The sequence below is a fragment of the Lysinibacillus sp. NPDC048646 genome (assembly GCF_050272295.1).
GTDB lineage: Bacteria > Bacillota > Bacilli > Bacillales_A > Planococcaceae > Lysinibacillus.
Window position 1 is genome coordinate 23,908 of the sequence record NZ_JBNNLZ010000024.1, and the last position, 17,860, is coordinate 41,767.

A 17,860-nucleotide genomic window follows, 5' to 3' on the forward strand; every position below is an offset into this window, starting at 1 on the left:
TCAATTGTTTGGATTACGGTCATAAAATTTCATAAAATAATCTTCAAGGGTAAATTTGATTTCTGAACAAAACTTCAAATCGAAATCACTTATAAAAGCTATAAAATAGTTTATATCTTTATCGCTTATACTAACTTCAGCTTGGTTTTTATGGGGTTTTAGAGAGATTATATTTAGTTTTTCATGAGAAGGTACCTTGCCCTTAAAACGTTCAAACACTTCTTTCGTATTGAATTCCAACTTAAACGTTTTGTCCTCATTGTGGCGCAAATCATCTGCAACAAATGTAGTTATTAGTCTTCCCTCTTTAATAATGGAAATTTTGTCGCATGTAGCGTCAATCTCATTGAAGATATGGCTTGAAAGCAATATCGTTTTCCCTTTTTCTTTTTCCTCTTTAATAAATTCAATAAAAACATTTTGCATAATGGGATCGAGAGCGCTAGTCGGTTCGTCAAGAACTAGAACCGCAGGATCATGCATAAAAGCAGTGACTATGGCGAGTTTCCGTTTCATACCGAGAGACATACGCTTCAGGCTACCAGTCGGCTCTAGCTCAAATTTTTCTATTAAATAATTTGTATATTTCATATCTTTGATGCCACGTAATTGTGCCATCATGTCAATAAACTCTGTTCCAGTCAGGGATTCCGGTAAGGCTATTTCACCAGGTAAGTATCCAAGATCCTTCTGTATCTCGCTAGCTTTCTTCCAACTGTCCTTTCCATTTACGAAAATTTGCCCGACTTGTGGACGTGAAAAGCCCATAATATGGCGAATGGTCGTTGACTTCCCTGCTCCATTTGGTCCTAAAAACCCGTATACTTCTCCCTTTTCTACTTTGAACGAAACATCGAATACGCCACGATTATGACCATAATCTTTTGTTAAATGATCAATCTGTATGACAGCCATATAAATGAAAACTCCCTTCATATTTAGTTTCTATGCAAATAATTCGTTTTACTCAGCAGTCTGATTTTTTCTTAATCCATTCATAACAAATTGAACAACATCCTCAATTTCATCTTCACTTATAATGTAGTTTTCCATAAGCAAAAAGCGTGAAACAAAAAATCCTCCCAATAAAGTGAGTAACGTTTTTAAGATTCGATCAGCTGGGAGATCAATCAACTCTCCACTTTCTTTGAATTGTTCCACAATATTTGTAAATAACGGTGGAACCAGTTTTTTGAAATATGGCACTAACTCTCTTTTTAATTCTTCTCTATAAATAACTTCCTTTATAAAAACTTGAAATATTTCTTTATTTTCTGTAACAAAAGCAATTCTATTCTTTAATAAATCTCGTAAAAATTGCTCAAAAGTCTTTGTATTTTCTGATAGAGTATCGTTTAGCACTTCTTTGACCATGACAGGAAAAAAGTCGTTTACAAAAGGCACAATGATCGAAAGTAATAAATGATCTTTTGTTCCGAAATGCTTAAAAATTGTTCCTTCTGATACCCCTGCTGCCCTTGCAATTTCAGCGGTCGATGTATTGGCGTAACCTTTTTCAGCAAACATTTTAATCGACGTCTCAACAACACTTCTCTGCTTTTCCGTCTTCCATTTTGTAAGTCCTTGAGCAAGGATTGCATCGAATATTGGATTAGACAATTCTATTCCTCCTTTTTTAAAAAAGTGAGTACTCACTCACTAATTTGATTATAAATAGTAATATATAAGAAGTCAATATAGACGTTAACGTATATAGAACATTTTAAAAGCCTGCTCAAATTTTCATTTGAACAGGCTTATTTTTTGTTTATTTGTCTTTACTCATACATTCATTCAACAAAATATGTATTTTTTGAATGATTACAAGAGCCAAGTACGGTCGCTTTATCAATATCAATTAACATCATTAAAACTTACAAAAAGACAAATGTGTTTATTCACAACATATTTGCCTTATTCAATTCTATCAATTAAGTAATAATGTATCTAATCCTAAGTGTGAACGTAATGTGCTCCCTTCATATTCAGCTCGGAATAAACCACGTTCTACTAACATCGGTATAACATCGCTAAAGAATAAATCTAAAGATTTTGCAGGACCACCTGGCACAGCAATAAAGCCATCTAATGCTCCCTTCTCATAAAAATTCACAATCTGATTCACAATATCTTGTGGTGTACCAATTGCGACCAAATGTGCAGAGCCAATTACTTCTGGGCGTGCTAATAATTCTTCAACAGTCGGTTCATTTTCAATGATATAACGGCGCACAAGTTGTGCATGCGTTTTACTACGAACTTTTTGATCTTCTGGTGGCAACATAGCTGCTGTTACATAATCCACAAGAGATAAATGACGAATGTCCATGCCTATTACAGATTCTAAAGCGTTGTAGCGGCGTTCAGTTGTAAGATGTTCATGTGCTTTACGATGCATTTCTAATGCTTCCTCATATGTATCACCAATAAAGAAATACAAGCCAGGTAATAAACGAATGTCATCTGCCGAACGACCTGCTATAATAGCGCGCTCGCGTAAATCATTACGTAATTCAATACCTACTTCAATAGCTGGCGTGGCAGCAAAAACTGCATTCGATACTGCTGCTGCAAACTGACGCCCAGTATTCGATGCTCCTGCTTGAAATAGCGGAATATCACCTGCTGGATGCATAGGAATATTTAATGGACCTTTTACATGAAAATACTGTCCCTCATGATTAATGGGCTTCACAAGCTCATTAATCTTCTCTAAATTACCGTCTGTCTCTAATAGTTCATAAGGGTTACTATGCCATAGCTGCTGTACAACTTCCTTACATTCTGTTGCCTTGGCATAACGCTCTTCTGATGAGGGCATCAACTCGTTGCTAAAATTATATGCCCCATCAATTGATGTTACTAAGTTCCAACCTAAACGCCCCTCACTAATCCAATTCAAGGATTGTAATTGCCGTGCTATAATATAAGGTGGAATAAATGATGTTGAAACGGTTGTTACTAAGCCAATTTGTTTAGTCTCTCTTGCTACTGTTGCCATTAAAAAACTAGGATCTAGCCCTGCTGTTCCTTTTGTTTTAGCCATTAACTCCGGATGAGCTATTAAATAATCGGCCTTAAATACAAAATCTAATTTTGCTGCCTCAGCACGTTGTGCAAATGCAATATGTTCATCAATAAACGCGCCTTTCTTGCCATTTTCACCATTTACTGCTAAATGCATGCCAATTATAAGATGTCTTTTGGTCGTCAATTAACTCTCTCCTTTTTAATTGAAAATGATTATCATTATCATATTATATTTTATTTGTTAATATTGCAATAAATAAAGGAAATTTTAAAAAATTATGATTTATTTAACAACTTTAATGGCAATTTTATTAGTCTCCTAGTTATTTATATATTGGCAGTAGTTGTATGTAAGGTGAAACACTCTTTAATAATAATTGACTACACCATGCCATAGGTACATGTTGGTTTTCTAAATCTTCATGTATCTAATCCTTCCTCGTCAATGCTACTTCTTTCAGTTCTTCAATTAAGGAATCCTAAAGCTATTGTTATAAGGAAATTCTAAAATAAAAAGCCCAATTTTTCTGTAAATAAAATAGAGAAAATAGGCTTTTCCGTTACTTCTTTAAAGCGTGCGATTATTGAATTAGATTTTTATATAATTATAATTCTAATTATTTTGTTCAAGAAATTGGTAAATCGCCATCATTTCTTGTTTATTCAACTCACGAATACGCTTGAAAATTGGCAAATCTGCAACAGCCTCAAGATTTAAGCTTTCAGTAACAACATCACTTACTTTGCCAGTTAGCCATGCTTGCACGTCAATGCCCTCGACGATTTCCTTACGCCCTTCATCATTAATGCCACTTGCAAAACAACTAACACAGGGTACCGATAATTTATAAACGCCATCATGGAGCCCATCTTCCGAAATTACTTTCTTCCCTTTACAGAATGGGCATGGATGACTTGCTTTAACCTTATTAATGAGGGTGACAATTTTTTTGTAACCTAACGCTTCATAGACATACGTCAATTTTTTGTATTTTCCATTAGTGAAATACTTATCTATAATCGTTTCTCTCGTTTCGGTTATATTGGCAAAATCACAGATGGTTATCCGATTATTCATGCTGATCGTTACAATATTGCCGCTAATACTGTCCCAGAATGGCAGGGCATTTTGTAAAACGATTTCATAGTGGGCAAAGCTTGCCAGCTCTAGTTCAAGCATTTTCAGAGCGACTTGTGTATTCCTAGGCAACAGAGAGACATCTTCCGTCAAAGCCATATCGCCGCCAACAATAGCTTTCATTTTTTCTAGGACCTGTAACTTGCCAACTATTTTCATCACTTGATCAAGAGGCTGCTGAATAATCTCACGAATATCCATGTCGTCAAATTTTAGCTTTTTATGATGATTTAGCACAGTTCCTTGGCAGATTGGACAGGTAATCATCTCTTTGGATGCTTTCATTTGCTCTTTAATAATCGATTTCGATACAAATATATAGCGCCCGATGATTAAATTAAAGCCTTCCCAAGTCCTCGATGCTTTGCCTGCTTTATCATAGAATGACTTTTCCCAATACCCGTATAAAAAGGTATGTTTTTCTGCTTCCGTCATGTCATTATAACTTTTACTTATATCCTGACCGAGCTCATTCTTAATCTCATCAAAAAGGAATTGTAATTTCGGATATTGATAATATTTTAATACCTCCATGACGTCAGGATGCAATAGGCCATCCCAGAATGGCACAGTTTTGTCCTGAATTACAATATCAATATCAAATTTTTCAATCACCCGACGGCCAGAGCAGCTTGGACAATGATTGTCTTGATAATAAAAATCGAAGCTTCTCGTATCTTTATTGGTTGGATGCGCCGCAATAATATGGTTGATCAATCCACCCATTTCATAGAGAAAACTATATTGACTATACAAGTGACGTTCCAGATCAATGGCGATGACCGGTGCAATTGTATCGGATTCGTATTCACCATAAATCAAACGAGCCATTGAAGATAAGCTTTTTAAGATGCCGCCCTTATAGACGTTTTCTGCATTTTTAAAATAGGCAATATGATTTTCTTTTAAGTAGTTAATGCCATTTTGTTGATTGATAGTTGAAGAAATTTGCAATGGCGCAACGCTATCCATACTGATTTGTTGACGATAATAATCATCATGACTGACAACATCAAGGTGCTCCACAGGTGCAAGCTGTCTTTTACCAAAATCAACGATAAAATCAGAGTTTTCTAGCATATAAAAATTATGTTCAATCATTATCGTTGAGACAGATTCATCCTGCAAAATGCCCCTGACACTATCAATGAATTGATTTAAAATATTTTGTGATAAACCTTTTGAAGGCTCATCAAAAATAAAAAGCGTATGTGGGTTTCTTGAGTTGGCAAACAGCTCAGAAACTAAATGGACACATTGAAATTCACCCGTCGATAAAGACTGTGTTTTTCTTTCCAATGTCAAGTAACCAAGTCCAAGTTTGATCAATAAGCTCAAACGTTTATGAGCGATGTCTTCATTTGGCAGTTCATCAATAATATCTTCAATCGAGCGCTGAAAAATATCGTCAATATCTTCACTATATTTTGTGAGTTTCTTTTTAATATCAAGAAACGTCGCAACTGTTGACCGACTAGTAATCGATTGGTTTCGATCTTGACCAACCATGACAAGTTTATCTTTTGGATAGCGCTTCAGAAAATCTTTGGCCATACACGCATTGACAAGTGTAGATTTACCACATCCAGACTCCCCTGTAAAAGTGACAATTCTATTTTTGGGAATCTGAATTTCAGCCATTTGAATATTACGACAGTAAAGATCATGAAATTGATAGTATTCTGTTGGTATTGCCTGATTTTTATCGCAAGTGATTGGTTTTGGACGTGGGGATTCTTCAACAATTTTCCCACCATATTTACCACTACCAGGTCCAAAGAACAATTGCTCTTCCGCTGTGTTAAGCACCGTGTCAGAATGGTCAATAAGCAAAATTTGATTCTTATACCCCAATTGTTTAATCTCATCTAAAATTTTCAATAGTGTTTGGTGATCAAGACCCACGGAGATTTCATCAATTATAATAACTGTATTTTCACTTGTGGCCATGAATTCTGCCAAGTAAAGTCGGGTTAATTCTCCACCTGACAATGTACCCATAATGCGATTTAATGTTAAGTATCTAATATTCATATTGATCATATTTTTTAGAATATGTTGTTTCGCTTCACTAATATTTAAAACTTCTGCTAGTGAAAATATGGTTTCAATGCTTAAGTCATTGATATCGGAAATATTCTGTGCTTTATCAAATAATTCGATTTTATATTGCTCAACTTCTGGATTATAGCGCTTCCCCTTACACTTTTTACATTCGACATTTTTAGTCGTTCCACGACCTTTACAATCTGGACACCAGCCTAATGCATTATTAAATGAAAAAACTTCCGGTGAAAGATCAAATTTTTCAGCAAGAGTAACACGAATTTCTTTAAACACACCAGAATGTGTGCCGATTGTTGAACGCGGATTGGAAGAAATGGATGATTTTCCGAGAAAAAGTACGAGAGGTATTTCTTCCGTTTTGATGGCGCTGAAATTAGTTTCCATAATATCAGGAAATAAATACTGATACTCTGCCTTTGGTAATAAGGATACGAGACGTTTCTTGGATTCTTCACCAATTGCTTGACAAAAAGTAGTTTTCCCAGATCCCGACAAACCAGCTATTCCTAACGATTTATCTACTGGTAGTACTGCATCTAATTTGTTAATATTGTTCGCCATTAATTGATTTATTTTCATAGTGATATTCTCTCCATTCTCTAAATTTAGTATAGCCATGTTAGTAAAACTTCAAATGAATTTGTTGTATTATATAAGCTTCTACAACCATCCTGCGACGTTTGCTAAATTACAATTTATTTAACGCAATTCTTTATTCCAGTAAAATGACGCTTTCCGTGTTCCGGAAAAGCGCCTGATTGTTGAAGATCTTTTAAAGAATACTGGCTGCAATTATACTCCAGATAATTGCTCGTTTATTTTTAATTTCTGTTATCCCATATGGTGAGAAATAAGAAGGGCGCCTTTCTTGCTTCAGAAATGCGCCCTTCTCATAAAGATAGAGCACAATTCTTGCTACGGAATTGCGCCCTATTGTTGAAGAATGGTTTATTTGTATAATTATAAAGTGAAACTTCAATCAGTGGGGTTTTCCTTATCCCCCACATTAAATAGAGGAACACAAGCTAAAACCTTCACATCCTGTGAAAAAGCTTGTGTGATCAACATCCTGTTGCTGACGCTTCGCTTTCGCACATAAAACATCCTGTTGCCCCGAACCAATCGGGCTTTTACGGTCAGTTGATCGCATATCTCGTGTACTCGTTCTCATTTTTCAACTTGAGGTATGCGTCTTGTACCTGACGCTTCGCTCTCGGAACAGATAAATTACTGACCGTTCATGCGGGATCAATTTCTATTTGATTGATTATGCAAGTACCGACTAAAAGGCTTGTCATAAAAAGCAGATCATAGAGGATGAAGAAAACATTTTTACTGTGCTGTTAACACTTTTTCGAGCTGCTCCCCCATGTTCGTCCAAGCATATTTAGCTCCCTCGATTGCTCCCTTGCGAGCTTTTGTTGCTTCACTAAATCCAGTTTGATCGAGATGGAGATGGATAGTTCCATCTGAGCCTTTTTTCAAAGTCCAAGTAACAGTCGTGCTTTCTCCTGCACTTACCCAAGTGTAAGATAATCTATTAGGCTCGTCGACTTCGAGCACCTCGCTATCTACAATTCCATCCCACCATTCGGAAGGCTCTGCACGAAACTGAAATTTATGTCCAACGCCTGGTTTAAAGTCATTATCCCATATCCATTGCGCAAGAGTATCCGAATCTGTTAAAGCGTTCCACACCTGCTCGATTGTACTTGTAAATTGAAAATCTAATGATACATCTGCTTTCATTTTTTTTCCTCCAATAAAAGTTTTAATTTAACAATTCTTTCTTTCCAGAATCCTTCATAAAAAGATACCCAATCTTGTATTTCTTTCAAAGGAGCGGCATTCAACCGATACCTTGTTTCTCTACCAACCCTTCGAGCAATTACGAGATCAGCAGCTTTAAGGATAGCTAAATGCTTAGAAACTGCTGTACGACCCATCTGAAAATGAACTGTAAGCTCATGTAGGGGTAATTCTTCAACATCTGCCAACATTCGAAGTAATTTTCGCCTTGTTGGATCGGCAACAGCGTCATAAACATCCCTCATTTGCCTTTTCTCGTTCAAAATCCCCCCACCTTTTCATTATTATTTCCTGTAATGTCAACAATTAAACTGCATAATAACAAATAGGACACCTTTTGTTGTCATAATGATTATAGGACACCAAAAGGTGACACGTCAAGTTTCATTGCTATTCCCCATATGAAAAGAAGTCCTAACTTTCATGCCCATAAAATGGGACAATAAAAATTAGGACTCCTTTTATAAAACGCAAATATTAAGCTGATTTACACATCTTCGTTTATCTACACATTATTTAAGATAGAATTTGTGAAGTCTTCCACTGATAGTGGTTTGCTAAAGTAGTATCCTTGTACGAATTCACAGCCATATTCGCGTAGCACATTTAATTCAGCCTCTTCCTCGACACCCTCAGCTACTACCTGGAGGTTTAATGCATGTGCTAAAGAAATCATTGCAGAAATCATCGCAATGCCTGATTTTTCAGGCACAATGTCTCGTACAAAGGCACGATCAATTTTTAACACGTCTACCGGGAATTTCTTTAAGTAATTGAGCGATGAATAACCTGTCCCAAAATCATCCAGAGAAATCGTGATTCCGAGTGATCTTAACTGCTCGATGGTGTTAATCAGGTCTTCCGTATAATCAAGCATGCTCATTTCAGTAATTTCGATTTCTAATGCATGCGGGTCTATTTTTGTTTCTGCGATTACTCCACGTACCATGTCTACAAAGCCAAAGGTACTAATATGAATTGGTGAAATATTAACTGCAACTCGTAAGTTTAAGTGGTATGTTTGATTCCAAGCACGGGCCTGCGCGCAAGCCTTCTTTAATACCCATACACCAATATCATTAATAAGCCCGCATTCTTCAGCGAACGGAATAAAACGATCTGGTGGCATTTGTCCTAATTCAGGGTCGTACCAACGAAGTAATGCCTCCATACCTACCACTTTATCAGTCTTTAAATCGATTTTCGGTTGATAATGCAGTTCTAATATATCTTTTTTAAGCGCCTGATGTAGTTTAGTTTCTAGTAATATCCATTTATCATTCGCCTCATCCATATTTGGGCGATATAAGCGGTACTGATTACCACGTGTAGATTTCGCAGCATACATCGCTATATCTGCATTTTTTAACAGCTCTTCAATTGAGTTTGCGTGATCTGGGAAGACACTAATCCCTATACTAATACTTGCATAAAATTCATACGTATCTACAATAAAGCTCTCATTGAAAACACTAATAATTTCCTTTGCCTTCTCTTCGATTCGATTGACATCATTTAAAATCATGACAAACTCATCACTATTGTAACGATAGAAAGAATTGGCAGCATGATCAATATTGCGTAAACGGTTTGCCATTTCTACTAGGAACATGTCTCCGATGATGTGACCCAATCCATCATTAATGTTTTTAAAACGATTCACATCAATGAAAAATAACGCAAACTTCTCTCCTGTACGTCGAGATTGATGGAATTCATTTTCTAAACGCTGCTCTAGTTTACGACGGTTTGGCAGTCCTGTTAATTCATCGTGATAGGCAATGTGTGTTATCTTTTTAATGTCCTTTTGTGCGGTAATATCGACGCGAATAGCGATATATTGATATGGTTTGTTATTATCATCTAAGAAAGGAATAATCGTAGTTTTTACCCAGTAAAGACTACCATCTTTAGCCCGGTTGCATACCTCGCCATTCCATATGTCCCCCTTTCCTATTGTTTTCCACATTTCTCTGAAGAAAGACTTTGGATGGAATCCTGAATTGAGTAAACGGTGATCTTGGCCCATTAATTCTTCACGCATATATTTAGAAATTTTACAAAAATGATCATTAACAAAAGTGATTTTCCCTGTTCGATCTGTAATCGCTACAATGATTGAACTGTTCATTGCTGAAAAAATATCTTGTAATTCTTTCAGGCTGTAGTTAACTTGATTTATAATACCAGGCGTGATATTCATCATTTTCATTCTCCGTTCATTGAAATAAGAAGGGTTTGGTACTTTTGCTTTATGTATATAGAGAGGTATAAAGTTGCGGTATATCGCCCTTTTTTATGTAATTATATTATAGTCTTAGAAAAGCAGTTAATTCAACCCAAATCTAAAAACTGTATCTTCAACATTTCATAGATTTCTATAATTTAGACAAAAAACAATGACCTTTCAAGTACTTTTTACAACTTTTTTTCAGACAAAACAATTACCTTAGCACTATCCGTTATGTGAAAACCAGTCTTTTTGTCATGAAAAATATATCGTTTGAAAATGCCCTACTGTCACATTTGTCAGTAAGGCATTTCACAAGTTAGAAAACTTCATATTCAATTTCAACTCCCGTAGCTTTTGCATGTTCATCATTATAGGCATCTAATTGTTCTTGCGATAAATTTAAAATAAAGTAGTGAAAATTGATTGGTTCCAAACCATGCTTCTCACTCATTTGTCGGTAAAATTCATAGCCTTTTCGATAGTCTGCCATCTTAATAACTTCCTTTCATCAGTAACGCTGCTTCGTAGTAGTATTCTATATAGTAGAAATTAATTGGTACCAAATCAACTGCTAGGATTTCTTTAAACAAAGGTCAAACCCGATGAGATACTGTAACATTTCAATTTCTTTCGTTGTACTATAACAGAATTTAATTTGTATAAATAATATATAACAGCATGATTACTAAGTCAATAATATATTTTCAGATATTTCTTATAAAAATATAAAAGCCCAGTCCATATTTATTAGTATGGCTGGGCTTTTCATAAAATATCCGCATCGACTTCCGTAGTAATCACTTCCTTTAGTGCAATAATAATTAGATGCCTAATTGCTTAGCCTGCATGTTATATGCAGACAACTGCTCCTGTGATAGCTGGATTACATAATAACGGAATGAGATTGGCTCCAAACCGTAACGCTCACACATTTCACAATAAAATTCATATCCATCACGATACTTTGACATAATAAAGTCCTCCTAGGTGTAAAACTGTTTTATAACAGTTTGTTTTATTTTTATTTAATATATAACAGAATGGTCCGTTCGTCAATTAATTTATTGGTATTTTCAAAAATTAAAACGATAGTCATATACGACCATCGCTTTCACGAACAATGTTAAACGGATTATTTTCAAGTACATGTTGCAACTCTTCATCTTCAATATGTGTATATATTTGAGTCGTCGCAACACTTGAATGCCCAAGAATATGCTGAAGACTTCGTATATCTGCCCCTGCCTTATACATCATTGTTGCAGATGTATGGCGTAACTTATGCGGTGTCAGTCTTTCCTTTTGTAGTCCAGACTGTTTGTTAATTTGCTTAACAATCTTGGCAACTGTTTGACGTGTAAAGCGTGTACCCTTTTGAGAAATAAACAGCGGCTCATCACCTTCTTCTTTATAAGCTGTCTTTCCACTTTGCTCATAATCAGCAAGAGCCTGCATGCAACTATCGTTTAAATAAACGGTACGCTCTTTATTTCCTTTCCCGATAACGGTTAGGTACCGACCTTGAATCGATGATTTATTTAGTTGACAAAGCTCCGTTACTCGAATACCTAGATTCAAGAAAAACATCATCATGCAGTAGTTTCGAGGTGAAGCACGATTCGGCTGAATTCCATCTATAAATTGAGTTGCCTCATCCATATTCATATAAACTGGTTTCCTACGTGCAATTTTAGGTGTTTCTAATTCATCTGCTGGATTTTCCTCAAGGAGACGACGTTTTCCTTTAATGTATTTGAAAAACGATTTTAATGTCGCAACTTTTCGCGCTCTAGCAGAAGCTGAATTTTGACGTTGCACTTCACAATACTCCATAAATAAATACAAATCCTCCAGTGTAATTTCACGGATTTCTTCTATTGTAATAGTCGCAATATTTATTTCAGCGATTTGTGTTATATCCATGTCATTTTGTATGGCCATGTGGAAACGAAAAAACAATGTAAGATCGTATTCATATTCCTTTCTCGTTCGCTGTGATTTCCCTTTGATGGTTGATAAATACACCAGGAAATCTTTTATTATTTTTGGGAGTTGTGTTTTTTGCATAAAATCACCTCTTTATTCTCCATTTTATCATGAAAAAACGTTCCCAAATATAAATTTGGGAACTTTATAGTAAAAAAAGTGCCCTTTTTTACCACTCAGAACAAATGTTCTGTTTTTGCGATGAAAAAAGGATGGATTTCTAAGTCTCTAGAAAACCATCTTTTTGTTGCTTTTTATAAAATTAATTTGATTTTAAGCATAAATAGCCAACTATACGAATATTAAACTCTAGGATGGAAAAATGCTGTGAGACGATTTGAAAAACAAATAGATGGATAACTATACGTGTCGATTCGTCTCATAACACGAGTGGCATTATTTGGTTCATTGTAATTGTTTTACAAAAATACTATATGTTCCATCAACTTGTTTTATAAGATGCCAATTAGCTGATAGCATATTTTGTAGCTTCGTCACGATCTCCTCATTACAGGACAAATATTGAATGCCTGTTTCTAATAATTGATAATCCTCACCTTCTTCTAGTTGAAAGCGAAGTTGTAGTAAACGTTGAATTCCTGGCAATGTTACATACTTCACACGATAATTGCCATGCAACGCATCTAGGAACAAATGTTCTTCTTCTTGAAAGAGTGCTTTAGTTTCATGAAATTCAAATTGAGGAACCTTTTCCTGCCATGCTGATACATCTCCAGATTGTAAAGTGCGTATTATCTCCTCTTCTGTTAAACCTAGTTTTGAAAGCTTGTCCAGCTCATATGCTTGCATTAAATTAATAATTGTCATTTTACTAGCTCCTTTTATGTATTTCTTACTAGTGTAACATGTTGTCACTACTACTTAAATTTGGAGGCGATTCACCTATGAAATTGTACGAATCCGGTTTGTTTTTTGATGAAATGCTGGATGGTAATCAACCCAAACCACATTACCGGTCCTTCCATCGTAAATTAAGCGCATTTTCAAAAGAACAGCTAGAAGAGAAAAATCAACAAGCCCAATCGAGCTTCCTGAGACAAGGTATTACTTTTACTGTATATGGTGCACAAGGTGGAACGGAGCGAACAATGCCTTTCGATTTTGTACCAATTATCATTCCTAATAAGCAATGGGCAGTGATTGAAGCGGGTATGAAACAACGTGTTGAAGCCTTGAATAGTTTTTTACATGATGTCTATCATGAACAGTGTATACTACAGGATGATGTCATTCCGAAATGGCTCGTAGAGAGCAATCCATATTATTTTAAAGAAATACTAGGTGTACAAGTACCCATTGATAATCATATTTTTTTAGCTGGTATCGATCTAATTCGCGATGAAAATGGTGTGTATCGTGTGTTAGAAGATAATTTACGTAATCCCTCAGGCATGTCGTATGTATTCCAAAATCGATATGTCATGAAGGAAGTGTATCCTGAATTTTTCTCAAAGCATACAATTCTTTCACTCGAAAGACAGATGGCGCTTATGAAAAAGGCACTCCTTGCACATCGCCCTCGTAAGTTAGATGCGAGCGCTGACCCTAAAGCTGTCTTATTAACAGCAGGCATGTATAATTCAGCCTATTATGATCATGTCTTTTTAGCACAGCAGCTGAATATTCCGCTTGTAGAAGGGCGAGATTTGATTGTACAGGGTGATATGGTGTACATGAAGACAATCTATGGGCTAGAGCAGGTAGATATTATTTATCGCCGAATTGATGATGATTTTTTAGATTCAACAGTATTTCGCGAGGATTCTTTATTAGGTGTAGCCAATATCATGGCGGCTTATAAGGCAGGGAATGTTGCTTTATTAAATGCTGTAGGTAATGGCGTAGCGGATGATAAGGCCATATATGCGTATGTGCCCGATATGATTCGTTACTATTTAAAAGAGGAACCAATTTTAGAAAATGTGGTAACGTATCTTTTACATGATGATGAGCAACGTGCATGGGTACTCGATCATTTACATGAACTTGTTGTAAAAAATGTCAGTGCTTCCGGTGGTTATGATATGCTTATCGGCCCACACGCTAGTGACGAGGAAATAGCCCTTTTCCGGCAGAAAATTTTAGAAAATCCTCATCAATACATTGCTCAACCAACTATCCAATTGTCACGTGCCCCGGCTTATCAAGATGGGCGATTTTATCCTTGTCATGTAGATTTACGTGTGTACGTAATGAAGAGTGATGACATTTATGTACTACCTGGTGGTTTATCACGTGTTGCCCTAAAAGAAGGATCATTAGTTGTCAATTCCTCACAAGGTGGAGGAGCAAAAGATACGTGGATATTAAAGGAGGAAATACAGCATGCTAAGTCGAGTAGCGGATGCACTATATTGGATGGCAAGATATAGCGAACGAACAGAAACTAACGCACATATATTACAAGTACAGCTGTTGAATATGTTGGAGCAATCTGGGAAGGAAAATGAATATATCGATCATTGGGAAGCCATATTAGATATTTGTGCATCAAAAGAAGAATTTATGTCGTATTATGAATCCAGACGTGTCAATCCACTTATTGAGTATCTATTATTTTCCGAAAAAAATAGTAATGCCCTCCTTGCAACATTGCGTGCAATTCGAGAAAATGCGCGTATAACACGAGATAGTATCCCAATCGAGCTTTGGGAATTGCAGAACTCTTTTTATTTATATTTGCAGCAAGAAATTATTGAACGTGAAAAACCTTTTCCACTCATATCGCTTAATTATTTTTTACAAAATGTTCGGAAGACATCCTTGACTATAACAGGGTTAATTGAAGGTGCCATGGATCGGGATTTACCTTTTTATTTTATGCAAGTCGGAAAATGGCTTGAACGGGCGGAAAAAACGATTCGTATGGCATTAATTATGCTGGAGCAACAAAAACAGATGGCAAATTCCATACAAGAAGTGGACGGAGCGTTTCTGTTAGATTTATCGAAAGCGACAGAATCTTACTTACGAAAGCATCGCCAAACTAACTTGGCTTGTGTCATTCAATATCTATTACATGATGAACATTTTCCACGCTCAGTAATGTTTTGTTTTAAAAAACTAGAAGAGGCCTTTATGCATATTGAAAAAGATCATCTATCTGCTCGATTTTTAGCAGTCAATAATCCGTTAAAAGCGTTATTAGTAGCAATGATTAATATAGACGTATTGACGATTACATTAGAAGAAGCTATTTTTTCAATGGAGGAAAGATTGTGGCAATGCATTGATTTTAGTCATACATTTGCAACAATTTATCATTTATATGAACCCAGCGCACAATTATGAAAGGAACAATATTCAGCTCCCTTTCAACAAGCAAATCAGTAATGCAAAGGAAGCGGACACTATGAAATTTGAAATTCAGCATACAAATATTTTTCAATATGAGTCTGAAGTCGATCAAAGTTTGAACACAATCCGCTTAAAGCCTCGGAGCGATGAACGGCAGCGATTATTAACCTATCGTATTACAATTACACCTTCTTCACTCACGCGTGAGCATTTAGATATTTGGGGAAACACTGTCGGAACTTTTTATATCCCAGAGCAACATCAAGAACTAGAAATTCAGACGACATCTATTGTTAGTATTCAAAGAGCGCCATTTATTCACCGTATTCAATATTCACCAGAGATGCAGACAATTTTTCATTCTCAACTTTTTTATGAGCATTATTTACCCTATTTAAAGTCAACTAACTTTACGTTTATGACAGAAGCACAGTTAGAGGATGTTTATCATGCGATTGGTCATGCTGAAAATCCAGTGCTGTTTTCTCTTAATTTAATGCAGTATATATATTCAACTTTTGAATATGACCCAGAAGCAACGGATGTAACCACTACAGCAAGTCAGGCTTTCATTTTTAAAAGAGGTGTTTGTCAGGATTTCACGCATGTGATGCTTGCCGTTTTACGAGCAAAGGGCATTCCCGCACGTTATGTTAGTGGTTATTTATACGGTGATGAAAACTCTGCCTTAATCGGCGATATCGCTACACATGCTTGGGTAGAAGTAATGATTCCCGGTATTGGATGGATTGGTTTAGACCCAACAAATAATGTGGAAGTACTAGAAAATCACATCATATTATGTATTGGACGTGATTACTCAGATATAAGCCCTGTCGAAGGTGTTTATACAGGCGGTAAACACGATTTATCAGTGAAGGTAAGTGTTAAAGCTTTGAATCACTTGTAAAATAGCGTGCAGCGATTCGTAGAGTGAAACTCAATTAGTGGGGTATTCTTCATTCCCCACTGATTGTTAGTTGAACCAATCGGGCGTTTACGGCCAGTTGATATTAATCGACCACCTCATTAACTCGTGCTATGTTTTCAACTTGTGGTGAGCGTCTTACTGATCGGTTTATACGGGTTAATGAAAGCTATTTCTGCACGCGTTATTTAAAACGTTCGCCTCTTTCCGTTAATACCCACTTCCGTACATAGCCCATCGTTTGTTGGATATTTTCAATTGTTTTTTCACTTTGTAGTCCCTTTTGCAGAACTGTATAACGTAAATCTGTTGCTCGAACAGCCGTCCCAATATCCTTTGAAATCATTTGAAAAATGCGCTCCACAGTCTTTGTAGTGATGGATTTTGTTTGGCTCGCTTCACTTACCCATAGCCACTCCCCAACCTCCTCCTGATGAATTTCTTCAGTTACTTCTTTGTATTGCTGCAACATCACAATTAGAATATTTGTAAGTTTAATTTCTCTGCGGCCATTTTGATTTGAGACATATATGAGCGATGCATCTGTAAGTAAATGTGCCCATTTCATGCGCACAAGTTCCGCTGGTTTGCACCCTGTCTCCATTAACATTTGTACGATACAGCCGTTTCTTCTTGCTAACCAGGCATGCTCCTTCGTTTTTGCAAATTGAAAATACGTCGGCCATACATCTACTATTTGTATTAACTGTTCTTTGGACAGTACTCTTAATGCCTCTTTCCCTCTTTTCTTGGGTTGTAAAATGATTTCATAATCAAATGATTCCACCCACTCTCGTAAAAATACAAATTCCACAAAGCTACGAAGTGTAGCAATTTTATGGTTGTACGTATTCACATTCGAATACGTTTCCTTCAGATAATTACTATATGCAAATAACAATTCTTGAAATTGATTATCCAAAAACAGAAAGTTTTCCTCACTAGCAAACGCTAAAAATTGCTTCCCATCCATATTATACTGCTTTTTCGTTGCGGCACTTTTCTTCAAAGAGTTTAATAATAATATGTAACTTTCCCAAGCATCACTTAAAGTAATCATCTAAAGACCTCCTTATTGGCTGGTGCAGGTATTTATCTTCTATTTTATATTAACTTGAGGTGTGTGTAATGTATATTTTTATAAAACTTAATGTCGGATAATCTGTAGTGTTGATAACGTCACCGCTTCTACTATGCAAATGCCCCTTTCATTATAAAGAAACAAATGTTCTCAAAAGAGTTTCTCACATCTTTTGCTTTATTACAATAGTAAATCTACGTATCCCTGTTGTAGTACAATCTCTTCAATATGACTCTTTTCTTGTATAACAGGCTAAATTTACATGAAAAT

General features: G+C 36.0%; 16 protein-coding genes. 3 read left to right on the forward strand and 13 right to left on the reverse strand.

Features of this window, described 5'->3' with window-relative positions:
- The 12 genes from ACQKII_RS19875 to ACQKII_RS19930 form a co-directional block, all read right to left on the reverse strand.
- Positions 1–915, reverse strand: a complete 915-nt coding sequence (locus ACQKII_RS19875; RefSeq protein ID WP_427462212.1) for an ABC transporter ATP-binding protein — start codon at positions 913–915, stop codon at positions 1–3.
- A 48-nt stretch (positions 916–963) separates the two neighbouring features.
- Positions 964–1,620, reverse strand: coding sequence for a TetR/AcrR family transcriptional regulator (locus ACQKII_RS19880; RefSeq protein WP_427462213.1), 657 nt, complete (start codon positions 1,618–1,620; stop codon positions 964–966).
- Between the two features lie 307 nt (positions 1,621–1,927).
- Positions 1,928–3,214, reverse strand: a complete 1,287-nt coding sequence (locus ACQKII_RS19885) for an NtaA/DmoA family FMN-dependent monooxygenase (protein WP_427462214.1) — start codon at positions 3,212–3,214, stop codon at positions 1,928–1,930.
- A 429-nt stretch (positions 3,215–3,643) separates the two neighbouring features.
- A complete protein-coding gene (locus ACQKII_RS19890) occupies positions 3,644–6,814 on the reverse strand; it encodes an ATP-binding cassette domain-containing protein (RefSeq protein ID WP_427462215.1) in 3,171 nt (1,056 codons plus the stop codon).
- Between the two features lie 427 nt (positions 6,815–7,241).
- Positions 7,242–7,385: a hypothetical protein gene (locus ACQKII_RS19895; RefSeq protein ID WP_427462216.1), complete on the reverse strand. Its 144-nt coding sequence runs from the start codon at positions 7,383–7,385 to the stop codon at positions 7,242–7,244.
- 182 nt (positions 7,386–7,567) lie between these two features.
- Positions 7,568–7,984 carry an SRPBCC family protein gene (locus ACQKII_RS19900; protein WP_427462217.1) on the reverse strand — a complete coding sequence of 139 codons (417 nt, stop codon included), beginning with the start codon at positions 7,982–7,984 and terminating at the stop codon, positions 7,568–7,570.
- Positions 7,981–8,307, reverse strand: coding sequence for an ArsR/SmtB family transcription factor (locus tag ACQKII_RS19905; protein WP_427462218.1), 327 nt, complete (start codon positions 8,305–8,307; stop codon positions 7,981–7,983). Before ACQKII_RS19905 ends, ACQKII_RS19900 begins: the two co-directional genes overlap by 4 nt.
- Positions 8,308–8,549: 242 nt before the next feature.
- Entirely contained in the window at positions 8,550–10,250 is a 1,701-nt protein-coding gene (locus ACQKII_RS19910) for a sensor domain-containing protein (RefSeq protein ID WP_427462219.1), read from the reverse strand.
- A gap of 343 nt (positions 10,251–10,593) precedes the next feature.
- Positions 10,594–10,767: a transcriptional regulator gene (locus tag ACQKII_RS19915; RefSeq protein ID WP_427462220.1), complete on the reverse strand. Its 174-nt coding sequence runs from the start codon at positions 10,765–10,767 to the stop codon at positions 10,594–10,596.
- A 331-nt stretch (positions 10,768–11,098) separates the two neighbouring features.
- Positions 11,099–11,248, reverse strand: a complete 150-nt coding sequence (locus ACQKII_RS19920) for a transcriptional regulator (RefSeq protein WP_143998710.1) — start codon at positions 11,246–11,248, stop codon at positions 11,099–11,101.
- Between the two features lie 121 nt (positions 11,249–11,369).
- The gene (locus tag ACQKII_RS19925) at positions 11,370–12,344 is read right to left on the reverse strand and encodes a tyrosine recombinase XerC (protein WP_427462221.1); all 975 of its coding nucleotides are present in this window, start codon (positions 12,342–12,344) and stop codon (positions 11,370–11,372) included.
- Between the two features lie 324 nt (positions 12,345–12,668).
- A complete protein-coding gene (locus tag ACQKII_RS19930) occupies positions 12,669–13,091 on the reverse strand; it encodes a hypothetical protein (protein ID WP_427462222.1) in 423 nt (140 codons plus the stop codon).
- 77 nt (positions 13,092–13,168) lie between these two features.
- On the opposite strand from ACQKII_RS19930, the gene ACQKII_RS19935 reads away from it, so the two are divergent.
- The 3 genes from ACQKII_RS19935 (at position 13,169) to ACQKII_RS19945 (ending at position 16,491) form a co-directional block, all read left to right on the forward strand.
- Entirely contained in the window at positions 13,169–14,656 is a 1,488-nt protein-coding gene (locus ACQKII_RS19935; protein WP_427462223.1) for a circularly permuted type 2 ATP-grasp protein, read from the forward strand.
- The gene (locus ACQKII_RS19940; protein ID WP_427462224.1) at positions 14,610–15,575 is read left to right on the forward strand and encodes an alpha-E domain-containing protein; all 966 of its coding nucleotides are present in this window, start codon (positions 14,610–14,612) and stop codon (positions 15,573–15,575) included. The genes ACQKII_RS19935 and ACQKII_RS19940 overlap by 47 nt, the downstream gene beginning before the upstream one ends.
- 61 nt (positions 15,576–15,636) lie before the next feature.
- Positions 15,637–16,491: a transglutaminase family protein gene (locus ACQKII_RS19945; protein WP_427462225.1), complete on the forward strand. Its 855-nt coding sequence runs from the start codon at positions 15,637–15,639 to the stop codon at positions 16,489–16,491.
- A 202-nt stretch (positions 16,492–16,693) separates the two neighbouring features.
- Here ACQKII_RS19945 and ACQKII_RS19950 read toward each other — a convergent pair whose 3' ends face one another.
- Positions 16,694–17,569, reverse strand: coding sequence for a tyrosine-type recombinase/integrase (locus tag ACQKII_RS19950; RefSeq protein ID WP_427462226.1), 876 nt, complete (start codon positions 17,567–17,569; stop codon positions 16,694–16,696).
- Positions 17,570–17,860: the final 291 nt, after the last annotated feature.